This window comes from Streptococcus sp. HMSC074B11, assembly GCF_001808705.1.
Lineage (GTDB): Bacteria > Bacillota > Bacilli > Lactobacillales > Streptococcaceae > Streptococcus.
In genome coordinates, this window is record NZ_KV794260.1 from 182,656 (window position 1) to 195,438 (window position 12,783).

6 protein-coding genes, 1 tRNA gene and 1 pseudogene are annotated in these 12,783 nt (G+C 40.8%); 7 read left to right on the forward strand and 1 reads right to left on the reverse strand.

What is annotated here, in order from left to right:
- Window positions 1-191 precede the first annotated feature (191 nt).
- Both carB and HMPREF2619_RS04065 read left to right on the forward strand, forming a co-directional pair.
- Window positions 192-3,368, forward strand: coding sequence for a carbamoyl-phosphate synthase large subunit (gene carB / locus HMPREF2619_RS04060; RefSeq protein WP_070459216.1), 3,177 nt, complete (start codon window positions 192-194; stop codon window positions 3,366-3,368).
- Window positions 3,369-3,816: 448 nt separating this feature from the next.
- On the forward strand, window positions 3,817-5,151 hold the full coding sequence (locus HMPREF2619_RS04065) for an Nramp family divalent metal transporter (RefSeq protein WP_070459218.1): 1,335 nt from the start codon (window positions 3,817-3,819) through the stop codon (window positions 5,149-5,151).
- A gap of 159 nt (window positions 5,152-5,310) precedes the next feature.
- Here HMPREF2619_RS04065 and HMPREF2619_RS04070 read toward each other — a convergent pair.
- Window positions 5,311-5,398 (reverse strand) — tRNA-Ser (locus HMPREF2619_RS04070).
- 161 nt (window positions 5,399-5,559) lie between these two features.
- Between HMPREF2619_RS04070 and HMPREF2619_RS04075 the strand changes: the two genes are divergently transcribed.
- From HMPREF2619_RS04075 to HMPREF2619_RS04095, 5 genes and pseudogenes are all read left to right on the forward strand, one after another.
- Window positions 5,560-6,300 carry a DeoR/GlpR family DNA-binding transcription regulator gene (locus HMPREF2619_RS04075; protein ID WP_070459220.1) on the forward strand — a complete coding sequence of 247 codons (741 nt, stop codon included), beginning with the start codon at window positions 5,560-5,562 and terminating at the stop codon, window positions 6,298-6,300.
- Window positions 6,297-7,207, forward strand: a pseudogene (gene pfkB / locus HMPREF2619_RS04080) (1-phosphofructokinase). Before HMPREF2619_RS04075 ends, pfkB begins: the two are co-directional and overlap by 4 nt.
- A complete protein-coding gene (locus HMPREF2619_RS04085) occupies window positions 7,204-9,159 on the forward strand; it encodes a PTS fructose transporter subunit IIABC (RefSeq protein ID WP_070459222.1) in 1,956 nt (651 codons plus the stop codon). The pseudogene pfkB and the gene HMPREF2619_RS04085 overlap by 4 nt, the downstream one beginning before the upstream one ends.
- Window positions 9,160-9,332: 173 nt before the next feature.
- Window positions 9,333-10,121: a HEAT repeat domain-containing protein gene (locus HMPREF2619_RS04090; RefSeq protein ID WP_070459224.1), complete on the forward strand. Its 789-nt coding sequence runs from the start codon at window positions 9,333-9,335 to the stop codon at window positions 10,119-10,121.
- A 130-nt stretch (window positions 10,122-10,251) separates the two neighbouring features.
- Window positions 10,252-12,582: a DNA translocase FtsK gene (locus HMPREF2619_RS04095; RefSeq protein ID WP_083279586.1), complete on the forward strand. Its 2,331-nt coding sequence runs from the start codon at window positions 10,252-10,254 to the stop codon at window positions 12,580-12,582.
- Window positions 12,583-12,783: the final 201 nt, after the last annotated feature.

Genomic DNA, 12,783 nt, shown 5'->3' on the forward strand with positions numbered 1-12,783 from the left:
AAAATCGTCGGAGAATTTATTTAATGTCGCCCTGTGAGGCGACGAATAGAAAGGAGAAGGGTGAGCCGTATTTGCTGAACTGAATACGGGCTACGGACGGTGCTAAAAAGATAGTTATTCCTAGAACTGACAGTTCTTCGTCATAACTCCTATTTTATCTTTGTCCGCTTGACGCCCTTAATATCTTATAAATGCCTAAACGTACTGATATTCAAAAAATTATGGTGATTGGTTCTGGTCCGATTATTATTGGTCAGGCTGCTGAGTTTGACTATGCTGGGACTCAGGCTTGCTTGTCTTTGAAAGAGGAAGGGTATGAGGTTGTCTTAGTAAACTCAAACCCTGCAACTATCATGACTGATAAGGAAATTGCAGACAAGGTTTATATCGAACCGATTACACTTGAGTTTGTGACTCGTATTCTCCGTAAAGAACGTCCAGATGCCTTGCTTCCAACACTTGGTGGGCAAACAGGGCTTAACATGGCCATGGAATTGTCTAAAAATGGCATTCTTGATGAATTGGGAGTAGAACTTCTCGGGACTAAATTGTCTGCCATCGACCAAGCTGAAGACCGCGATCTCTTTAAACAATTGATGGAAGAATTGAATCAACCGATTCCAGAATCTGAAATTGTTAACACTGTGGAAGAAGCCGTTGCCTTTGCAGCGACAATTGGCTACCCAGTGATTGTCCGTCCAGCCTTTACCCTAGGTGGTACTGGTGGTGGTATGTGTGCCAACGAGGAAGAATTGCGTGAAATCGCTGAAAATGGGTTGAAGCTATCACCTGTTACTCAATGTTTGATTGAGCGTTCCATTGCAGGTTTCAAGGAAATCGAGTACGAAGTCATGCGTGACTCAGCTGACAATGCCCTTGTTGTATGTAACATGGAAAACTTTGACCCAGTCGGGATTCATACAGGGGATTCCATCGTATTTGCCCCAGCGCAAACTATGTCAGACTATGAAAACCAAATGCTTCGTGACGCCAGCTTGAGCATTATCCGCGCTCTCAAGATTGAAGGTGGATGTAACGTTCAGTTGGCTCTCGATCCTCACAGCTTTAAGTACTATGTTATCGAAGTAAATCCTCGTGTATCGCGTTCGTCAGCCCTTGCTTCTAAGGCGACAGGTTACCCAATCGCTAAATTGGCTGCTAAGATTGCTGTCGGTTTGACCTTGGATGAGGTCATTAACCCAGTAACAGGTTCAACTTATGCCATGTTTGAACCAGCCCTTGACTACGTTGTTGCCAAGATTCCACGCTTCCCATTTGACAAGTTTGAAAAGGGTGAGCGCCGTCTTGGTACTCAGATGAAGGCGACTGGAGAAGTTATGGCCATCGGTCGTAACATCGAAGAGTCACTTCTTAAAGCTTGTCGTTCACTTGAAATTGGGGTGCATCACAATGAAATGCCTGAACTTGCAGATGTTTCAGATGATGCCTTGATTGAAAAAGTTGTCAAAGCACAGGATGACCGTCTCTTCTATGTATCAGAAGCCATTCGCCGTGGTTACACACCAGAAGAAATTGCTGAACTTACAAAAATCGATATCTTTTATCTGGATAAACTCTTGCATATCTTTGAAATTGAGCAAGAATTAGGCTCATATCCACAAGATCTTGAAGTTTTGAAAACTGCAAAATTGAATGGTTTTTCAGACCGTAAGATTGCTGAACTCTGGAATACTACAGCTGATCAAGTTCGCCAACTACGTTTGGAAAACAAGATTGTCCCAGTTTACAAGATGGTTGATACTTGTGCGGCAGAATTTGAATCAGAAACTCCATATTTCTATTCAACTTATGGTTGGGAAAATGAATCCATCAAGTCTAAAAAGGAATCTGTACTAGTCCTAGGTTCAGGTCCAATCCGTATTGGTCAAGGGGTTGAGTTTGACTACGCAACAGTTCACTCTGTTAAGGCGATTCAAGCTGCTGGCTACGAAGCCATCATCATGAACTCAAACCCAGAGACCGTTTCAACCGACTTCTCTGTATCGGATAAACTTTACTTTGAGCCATTGACATTTGAAGATGTCATGAATGTTATCGACTTAGAGCAACCAAAAGGTGTTATCGTTCAATTTGGTGGACAAACAGCTATCAACCTTGCTGAACCATTGGCAAAAGCTGGTGTAACTATCCTTGGTACGCAGGTTGCTGACCTAGACCGTGCCGAAGACCGTGACCTCTTTGAGCAAGCCCTCAAAGACTTGGATATTCCACAACCTCCTGGACAGACTGCAACAAACGAAGAAGAAGCAGTGCTTGCAGCTCGTAAGATTGGTTTCCCAGTCCTCGTTCGTCCTTCTTATGTCTTGGGTGGACGTGCCATGGAAATTGTAGAAAACGAAGAAGACCTTCGTTCTTACATGCGTACAGCCGTTAAAGCAAGTCCAGACCATCCAGTTCTTGTCGACTCTTATATCGTTGGACAAGAATGTGAAGTTGATGCCATCTCAGACGGACGAAATGTCCTCATCCCAGGTATTATGGAACATATCGAACGTGCTGGTGTCCACTCAGGTGACTCCATGGCTGTTTACCCTCCACAAACCTTGTCTCAAAAAGTGCAAGAAACGATTGCAGACTACACAAAACGCCTAGCAATCGGCCTTAACTGTCTTGGTATGATGAACATTCAGTTTGTCATCAAGGATGAGAAAGTCTACGTTATTGAGGTCAATCCACGTGCCAGCCGTACTGTTCCATTCCTATCAAAAGTAACCAATATCCCGATGGCTCAGGTTGCAACTAAGTTAATTCTTGGTCAAAGTCTTGAAGAACTTGGTTACCAAGATGGACTTTACCCAGAAAGTAGTCGTGTTCATATTAAAGCACCAGTCTTCTCATTTACCAAGCTAGCGAAAGTAGATAGTTTGCTTGGTCCTGAAATGAAGTCAACAGGGGAGGTTATGGGTTCTGATACGACTCTTGAAAAAGCTCTCTACAAGGCCTTTGAAGCTTCTTATCTTCACTTGCCAACCTTTGGAAATGTTGTCTTTACTATCGCTGATGATGCCAAGGAAGAAGCTTTGGATTTGGCTCGTCGTTTCCAAAATATTGGTTATGGTATCCTTGCGACTCAAGGAACAGCAGCTTTCTTTGAAAGTCATGGCTTGAAGGCTCAACTCGTTGGTAAGATTGGTGATGATGAACATGATATCCCAAGCTATGTTCGTAAAGGGAAAATCCAAGCTATCATCAACACAGTTGGTACTAAGCGAACTGCTGATGAAGATGGTGAACAAATCCGCCGTTCAGCTATTGAACACGGAGTTCCTCTCTTTACAGCTTTGGATACAGCGGATGCTATGCTTAAGGTACTTGAAAGCCGTAGCTTCGTTACAGAAGCCATTTAGTTTCTTGTTAAATGATCTAAGTAGCTTTTATCCAGCGTCAAAAGACGCTGGTTTTTCCTCTTTTATAGAGAAATCGAGTTAGAAATAATAGTTACAGTTCACCATTAAATGTCAAAGTTTATCAATAGATTTATCATTATCGTTAATGAGTAGACTTATTCTGACTTTCCCTAAAATTTTGTTGAATTTTCTTAAGTTTTTATCATATTTTTTATAATTAAGGTGCCTTAAGAAAAATAATGAAAAAACTAAATGTTTTTCATATAGTTTTCATTTTTTGTGTTATAATTAAGGTGCCTTAAGAAAAATATTAAGGTGCCTTAAGAAAAATAATGAAAAAACTAAATGTTTTTCATATAGTTTTCATTGTTTTAATAGTTTAAAGTCAATCTTATTTTTCTCTAATAGAAAATAATGAAAAAGTAGGTTTAGAAAGAGGTAAGTATCTATGTCTTCTCATAAAAAAGTGTCACTCTCTGAGATTAATCAATCTATCGATACTCCAAATAACAATCATTTCTGGCAAAATTTAAAGGCCTTTTTAGGTCCGGGTGCTCTTGTCGCAGTTGGTTATATGGATCCAGGAAACTGGATTACCAGTGTAGTCGGTGGTGCTTCCTATAAGTATAGTCTCTTGTTTGTTATCTTGGTTTCATCTCTCATTGCCATGCAACTTCAGCAGATGGCAGGAAAGCTTGGTATTGTAACCCAGATGGACCTGGCTCAAGCAACGGCTCATCATTCACCTAAATGGCTTCGTTATAGTCTATGGGTGATTTTAGAATTAGCCTTGATGGCGACAGATCTGGCAGAAGTTCTAGGTTCAGCGATTGCTCTCAATCTTCTCTTTAAGATTCCGATTATGATAGCAATTCTCTTGACCGTGTTGGATGTTTTTCTCTTATTGCTTCTGATGAAATTTGGCTTTAAGAAGATTGAAGCTATCGTGACAACGCTGATTTTAACGATTCTAGCAATCTTTACCTATCTAGTAGCTTTGTCACATCCAAGCTTCCAAGGAATCGTTGAAGGTTATCTACCAAATGCAACTTTATTTGAAAGTCCTATGCCTGGGCATGAAAGTCAATTAACTTTGGCGCTGGGGATTGTGGGTGCGACTGTTATGCCCCATAACCTCTATTTGCATTCTTCCTTGTCTCAGACTCGGAAAGTCAATCACAAGGACAAGAATGACGTTCGAAAAGCCGTGCGCTTTATGACTTGGGATTCAAATCTCCAGTTATCCTTGGCCTTTGTGGTTAACTCCCTTCTTTTGATATTAGGGGCGGCTCTCTTTTTCGGACATGCATCTGAGATTTCTGCTTTCTCTCAAATGTATAATGCCTTACAGGATTCAACCATTGCGGGAGCTATAGCTAGCTCAACCTTATCAACCTTGTTTGCCTTGGCCCTATTAGCCAGTGGTCAGAATTCGACTATCACGGGTACTTTGACTGGACAAATCGTTATGGAAGGTTTCTTGCATATGAGATTGCCACAATGGTTTATTCGTTTGGCGACTCGTCTCTTTGCCTTGCTCCCTGTCATGATAGTAGCAGTTCTGTTTGGTCATCAAGAAAAAACCTTGGATCAGTTATTGGTTTATTCACAGGTCTTTCTTTCAATCGCTCTTCCATTTTCAATCTTTCCTTTGATTTATCTAACTTCTAAGAAATCACTGATGGGAGAATTTACCAATGCCAAGTGGAATACTATCCTTGGTTATATTGTTTCCATTATCTTAACTGTTCTCAATGTGAAATTGCTATTTGATATTTTTTAAGAGCATCTGAGATGAAGTAGAAAAAATATCATTTTGATGATTAAAATTGAAGAAAAAAATCACCCAAGAGTTGAATCTTGGGTGATTTTTTGGAATTCTCATCTTAGATGAAAATTCCATTATAAAAAGCTGCATGATGATGCAGCTACACTATAGCAACGGAAGACATGGGATTCGAACCCACGCACGCTTTCACACGCCTACCGCGTTTCCAACACGGCCTCTTAAGCCTCTTGAGTAATCTTCCAATACTTACTAAAATAGTTTATCATAAAGGCAAGTATCTTGCAAATAAAATTCAAATAATTGGCAAAATGATAGAAAATGAAAGTAAATGATAAAAAGTGCTTGACTTTGCTATTTTTTGTGATAGAATGATTATTGTAATCGTTAACAGGAGGTGAGTAAGTGCTAAAAACTGAGAGAAAAAAGTTGATTTTAGAGGAGCTGGGTAAACATAAAGTCGTTACTTTAGAGAAATTAGTAGGCTTGCTAGATACTTCAGAATCAACAGTTAGACGCGATTTAGATGAATTGGAGTCTGAAAATAAACTTCGCCGAGTGCATGGAGGAGCAGAGTTGCCTCACTCCTTGCAAGAAGAAGAAACCATTCAAGAAAAATCTGTCAAAAACCTTCAAGAGAAAAAGTGGATTGCGCAAAAAGCAGCTTCCCTCATCAAAGAAAAAGATGTTATCTTTGTGGATGCAGGAAGTACGACAGCCTTTCTCATTATGGAATTGGAGCGAAAAGACATTACTGTAGTAACCAACTCCATTCACCATGCGGTACAATTAGTGGATAAGCAAATCCCGACAGTCATTATTGGTGGTGGCGTAAAGATGACAACGGATGCCAGTATCGGAGGGGTGGCTCTTAACCAAATTAACCAATTACACTTTGATCGTGCCTTTATCGGAATGAACGGGGTAGACGAGGGTTATTATACAACTCCGGATATGGAGGAAGGAGCGGTTAAGCGAGCTATCTTAGAAAATGCCAAACAAACCTATGTCTTGGCAGATTCATCCAAGATTGGTCAGTCTTGTTTTGCTAAGGTAGCTCCTATAAAACGTGCTATTGTCATTACAAGCAAGGGTCACGAGCTCTTGTCAGCTATCAAAGAGAAAACGGAGGTAATAGAAGTATGATTTATACAGTCACACTCAATCCATCTATAGACTACATTGTCCGTTTGGACAAAGTGGAAGTTGGTAGTGTCAATCGTATGGATAGTGATGATAAGTTTGCTGGTGGTAAAGGTATCAATGTTAGCCGTGTCTTGAAGCGTTTGGATATTCCAAATACAGCGACAGGCTTCATCGGTGGCTTTACAGGTAAATTTATCACTGATACTTTGGCTGAAGAGCAAATTGAAACCCGATTTGTCCAAGTGACAGAAGATACGCGTATCAACGTCAAGATAAAAGCAGACCAAGAAACCGAAATCAATGGGACAGGTCCTAATGTTGAGCCCGATCAACTTGAAGAGTTAAAAGCCATTCTTTCAAGTCTGACAGCAGAAGATACAGTAGTATTTGCTGGATCAAGTGCTAAAAACTTAGGCAATGTCATTTATAAGGATTTGATTGCCTTGACTCGTCAGACAGGCGCGCAAGTAGTCTGTGACTTTGAAGGTCAAACCTTGATTGATAGTTTGGATTATCAACCACTTTTGGTGAAACCAAATAATCATGAACTGGGAGCTATCTTTGGAGTCAAGCTTGAAAGCCTTGATGAAATAGAGAAATACGCTCGAGAATTGCTGGCTAAAGGTGCTCAAAACGTTATTATCTCTATGGCTGGTGATGGTGCCCTTCTGGTAACATCAGATGGAGCATACTTTGCTAAACCGATTAAGGGAACCGTGAAAAACTCAGTGGGCGCTGGTGACTCGATGGTTGCTGGATTTACTGGTGAGTTTGTCAAATCAAAAGACGCAGTAGAAGCCTTCAAATGGGGAGTGGCTTGTGGAACAGCAACTACATTTTCAGATGATTAGCAACTGCAGCATTTATTAAAGAAACTTATGAAAAAGTTGAGGTAGAAAAAAGATGAAAATTCAAGATTTATTGAGAAAAGATGTGATGTTGTTAGATTTGCAAGCAACTGAAAAAACAGCAGCTATCGAAGAAATGATTCGTAGCTTGGTTGAACACGGATATGTGACAGATTTTGAAACCTTTAAAGAAGGAATTTTAGCGCGTGAAGCTTTGACTTCTACAGGCTTGGGCGACGGTATCGCAATGCCTCACAGCAAAAATGCTGCTGTAAAGGAAGCTACTGTTCTCTTTGCTAAGTCGAACAAGGGTGTTGACTACGAAAGTTTAGACGGGCAACCAACTGATCTCTTCTTTATGATTGCGGCTCCAGAAGGTGCTAATGATACCCACTTGGCTGCCTTGGCAGAATTATCTCAATACTTGATGAAAGACGGCTTTGCTGACAAACTTCGTCAAGTAACATCAGCTGACCAAGTCATTGAACTCTTTGACCAAGCTTCAGAAAAAGCTCAAGAGCCAGTTCAAGCACCTGCAAATAGTTCTGATGACTTTATCGTTGCTGTAACTGCTTGTACAACAGGTATCGCCCACACTTATATGGCCCAAGAAGCTCTCCAAAAAGTAGCTGCTGAAATGGGTGTTGGTATTAAGGTTGAAACTAATGGTGCCAGCGGTGTTGGTAACCAATTGACAGCAGAAGATATCCGCAAGGCTAAAGCTGTAATTATTGCTGCAGATAAAGCAGTTGAAATGGATCGTTTCGATGGCAAACCATTGGTAAATCGTCCAGTAGCAGACGGTATTCGTAAAACTGAAGAATTGATCAACCTTGCTCTTTCTGGAAATGCTGAAGTTTACCATGCTGCTAATGGAGCGCAAGCTTCAACAGCATCTAATGAAAAACAAAGTATAGGTGGTGCCTTCTACAAACACTTGATGAGTGGTGTATCTCAAATGTTGCCATTCGTTATCGGTGGTGGTATCATGATTGCCCTTGCCTTCTTGATTGATGGTGCTATGGGTGTGCCAAATGATAGCCTCGGAAATCTTGGATCTTACCATGAACTTGCTTCTATGTTCATGAAAATCGGTGGCGCAGCCTTTGGTTTGATGCTTCCAGTATTTGCAGGATATGTTGCTTACTCAATCGCTGAAAAACCAGGTTTGGTAGCAGGTTTCGTAGCTGGTGCTATCGCCAAAGAAGGTTTTGCCTTTGGTAAAATCCCTTACGCTCAAGGTGGTGAAGCAACTTCAGCTCTTGCAGGTGTATCATCAGGTTTCCTTGGAGCCCTTGTTGGTGGATTTATCGCAGGTGCCTTGGTACTCTTGGTTAAGAAATACGTGAAGGTTCCTCGTTCACTTGAAGGTGCAAAATCAATCCTTCTCTTGCCACTTTTTGGAACAATCTTGACAGGCTTTGTCATGCTAGCTGTTAATATCCCAATGGCCGCAATCAACACTGGTATGAACAACTTCCTTGGTGGCCTTGAAGGTGGATCAGCTGTCCTTCTTGGAGTCGTTCTTGGAGGAATGATGGCTGTCGATATGGGTGGACCTGTCAATAAAGCAGCCTACGTCTTTGGTACTGGTACTCTTGCAGCAACAGTGGCAACAGGTGGTTCAGTAGCCATGGCAGCCGTTATGGCTGGAGGAATGGTTCCACCACTTGCAATCTTTGTGGCAACACTTCTCTTCAAGAATAAATTTACCAAAGAAGAACGTAACTCTGGTTTGACGAACATCGTTATGGGCTTGTCATTCATCACTGAAGGAGCGATTCCATTTGGTGCAGCAGACCCAGCTCGTGCTATCCCAAGTTTTATCCTTGGTTCAGCGGTAGCAGGTGGACTCGTTGGTCTTGCAAATATCAAGCTCATGGCTCCTCACGGAGGAATCTTCGTTATCGCCCTTACTTCAAATGCTCTTCTTTACCTTGTCTTTGTCTTGGTAGGAGCAATTGTCAGTGGTGTAGTTTACGGTTACCTTCGTAAACCATTAGAAAAATAATTACAAATAGATTCAAATGACTGAACACGAAAGTGGACAGTCATTTTTTTGATAATGAAGTTAGGGAGACCGATCTTTAAAGTGATATAATAGAAGTAAATATTAGAGAATTTTTCTTCATCCAAATGATAGAATGCTAAAGTTCTACAAATACCTTAGAGGAGATAAGTGTCATGAGTGATTCTAGAAAAGAAGGAATCGACAAACTAAAGAAAGCAAAGATCTCTCACCAAAATCTTGCAAAAGAAGAGTTACAAGAGACCTATGCCAGCTTGCTGGAGGAGAATTTTCCTGATTCTAAACGAATTCATTTTATCGCTGATTTAGGTAGGAGTCCAGAAATTGCCTTTCATTTTGAGCTCATTTGCAAAGATTGGGAGGAAGAAACTGACCTAAATTTTGAAGCGAGTTTTGACCAGCATGGGCAGGAGGGAATCGATTATCTTTTGGAAATTCTCAATCAGAAGGAAGCGGAGAGTCAACGCGTTTTGATTGTATATCTTCTAGCGAAGATCCTCTCCAAAACAAGACATAGAGATTTTTATGCGTCTTCTTGCAAGCAAGTACTTCCTGTTCTAATCTCTTTTTTATCTAGTTCAGAAGCTTCGAATCGTAGAAAGCTAATCATTGCCCTAGGTTGGATTGGTTCAATAAGTGAGATAGAAATCTTAGGGCAACATCTCTTGACTGACCAAGATGCACTTTGTCGTGCTTGGTCTGCCAGTAGTTTGATGCAATTATCTTTTCATCAAGTTGAAAAAGAAGTCTTGATGGAGAAAACGAAGGATTTGTATTGTGAAGCAATTGCAGAAGAAAAGGACTTTCGGGCTTGTGCTCTGATGATAGAAGCAGCTCAAGTTTTATTTGGGAAAAAATGGATACCTACATCTGCTGTAGATAATTTGGAAATCGAAAAGATTGAGAAGGCAAGAAAATCAGCAATTAGATTTTTGAAGAAGTAGTGAGACAAGGTTGTTGAAAAATCATATAGAATAGAAAATTCAGAAATATCAACGAAAGATGATTGTGTCTAGTAGATGCAGTCATTTTTTGATTTCTCTAGATGTTTCTGAAATATGGTATAATAGAAGCATGGCAAACAAAAATACAAGTAAAACAAGACGGAGACCGTCAAAAGTTGAATTAGAAAGAAAGCAAGCTATCCAACGGATGTTAATTTCCTTAGTCATAGCTTTTTACTTAATGTTCGCTGCTCTGAGATTAGGAGCAGTGGGTCTCACCCTCTATAATCTCATTCGTCTATTAGTAGGAAGTCTGGCCTATCTGGTCATTTTTGTCGTTCTAGTCTATCTTTTTTTCTTCAAATGGATTCGGAAGCAAGAAGGTCTGATCTCAGGTTTTCTTTGCATTTTTTCAGGCTTATTGCTAATTTTTGAAGCTTATCTTGTATGGAAATATGGCTTAGAGCAGGCTGTCTTTAAGGGAACTTTAGCCCAAGTTTTGACAGATTTGACAGGTTTTCGTGTGACTAGCTTTGCTGGAGGAGGGCTGCTAGGTGTTGCCCTTTATATTCCAGTCGCCTTTCTTTTTTCAAATATTGGTACTTACTTTATCGGAGCCATCTTAATCTTGATCGGTGCTCTTCTAGTCAGTCCCTGGTCTGTCTATGACGTTGCTGATTTTCTTGGAGCACGTTTTTCGCTTTGGATGGAGCGACGTGAGCTGAAGAAACAAGAACGCTTCATCAAACGGGAAGAAGAAAAAGCGCGTAAGGAGATAGAGGAGCAGGAAAGACTAGAAAAAGAACAAGCAGAGCAAGCCTTATTGGATATACCTCCTGTTGATATGGAAACTGGCGAGATTTTAGAAGCTTCCCCTGTTCACTTTGATGATTTACCACCCCTTCCAGAGGAAGAATGGGTAGAACCTGAAATTATTCTCCCTCAAGCAGACTATGAAGTTCCTAGCGAAGTTGACATTCCAGAAGAGGATGAGTTCTTAGAGGATGAGGATGTTGAGGTAGATTTTTATGCTAAAAGAGCCTTAGAGTACAAACTCCCAAGCTTGCAACTCTTTGCACCTGATAAACCAAAAGATCAGTCCAAGGAAAAGAAAATCGTTCGCGAGAATATCAAAATTTTGGAAGAAACCTTTGCGAGTTTTGGTATCAAGGTAACGGTTGAACGTGCTGAAATCGGTCCATCAGTTACCAAGTACGAAGTCAAGCCAGCAGTTGGTGTTCGTGTCAATCGCATTTCCAATCTAGCAGATGACTTGGCTCTGGCCTTGGCTGCGAAAGATGTCCGTATCGAAGCTCCAATTCCAGGGAAATCCTTGGTCGGGATTGAAGTGCCTAACTCTGAAATTGCGACCGTATCTTTCCGGGAACTCTGGGAACAATCGCAAACTAAACCTGAAAATCTCCTAGAAATTCCTCTTGGGAAAGCAGTTAACGGAACAGCTCGTAGTTTCGACCTTGCTAAAATGCCTCACTTACTTGTGGCTGGATCGACAGGTTCTGGTAAATCTGTTGCAGTCAATGGTATTATTGCAAGTATTCTCATGAAGGCTCGACCAGATCAAGTCAAGTTTATGATGGTGGATCCGAAGATGGTTGAGTTGTCAGTCTATAATGATATTCCTCACCTCTTGATTCCAGTTGTGACGAACCCTCGTAAGGCCAGCAAGGCCCTTCAAAAAGTCGTAGATGAGATGGAAAACCGTTATGAACTCTTTGCTAAAATTGGGGTTCGTAATATTGCTGGTTTCAATGCTAAGGTGGAGGAATTCAACGCTCAATCTGAGTACAAACAAGTACCTCTTCCTTTAATTGTCGTGATTGTGGACGAGTTAGCTGACCTTATGATGGTGGCCAGCAAAGAAGTAGAAGATGCCATTATCCGACTCGGACAAAAGGCGCGTGCAGCTGGTATTCACATGATTCTTGCAACCCAACGTCCTTCAGTGGATGTTATTTCTGGTCTGATTAAGGCCAATGTACCGTCTCGTGTAGCCTTTGCTGTTTCTTCAGGAACGGATTCACGTACGATTTTGGATGAAAATGGTGCGGAAAAATTGCTTGGTCGAGGGGATATGCTCTTCAAACCAATCGATGAAAATCACCCTGTACGCTTGCAAGGTTCCTTTATCTCTGATGATGATGTGGAACGTATTGTTAGCTTTATCAAGGCTCAAGCAGATGCTGATTATGATGAAAGCTTTGATCCCGGAGAGGTTTCTGAGACAGAAGGTGAGTCTGGTACAGGAGATGAAGGTGGAGATCCGCTATTTGAAGAAGCTAAGGCTCTGGTCATTGAAACTCAAAAAGCGAGCGCATCCATGATTCAACGCCGTCTATCGGTTGGTTTTAACCGAGCAACTCGCTTGATGGAAGAATTAGAGATGGCTGGGGTTATTGGTCCAGCAGAAGGAACGAAGCCACGAAAGGTTTTACAACAATAAAAAACGTAAAAATAGTATAAAAATGCATGGAAACTTTATTGAAAAGTTAGTCAAAAATGGTCTAACTTTTACGATGAAGTTTCCTTTTTTATAGCGATTTCTTTAGAAATAAGACTATCTGAAAATCGTTTCAGACTTAGCAAATAATCGGATTTTACTTTTACTAGTTTTACCTGTTAAAGTATTGATTTTTTAAACTGT

Coding starts and splice junctions, on each gene's coding strand:
- HMPREF2619_RS04085 (WP_070459222.1), top strand. CDS start 7,204: ATGAAAATTCAAGATTTATTGAGAAAAGATGTGATGTTGTTAGATTTG.
- HMPREF2619_RS04095 (WP_083279586.1), top strand. CDS start 10,252: ATGGCAAACAAAAATACAAGTAAAACAAGACGGAGACCGTCAAAAGTT.
- HMPREF2619_RS04065 (WP_070459218.1), top strand. CDS start 3,817: ATGTCTTCTCATAAAAAAGTGTCACTCTCTGAGATTAATCAATCTATC.
- HMPREF2619_RS04090 (WP_070459224.1), top strand. CDS start 9,333: ATGAGTGATTCTAGAAAAGAAGGAATCGACAAACTAAAGAAAGCAAAG.
- carB (WP_070459216.1), top strand. CDS start 192: ATGCCTAAACGTACTGATATTCAAAAAATTATGGTGATTGGTTCTGGT.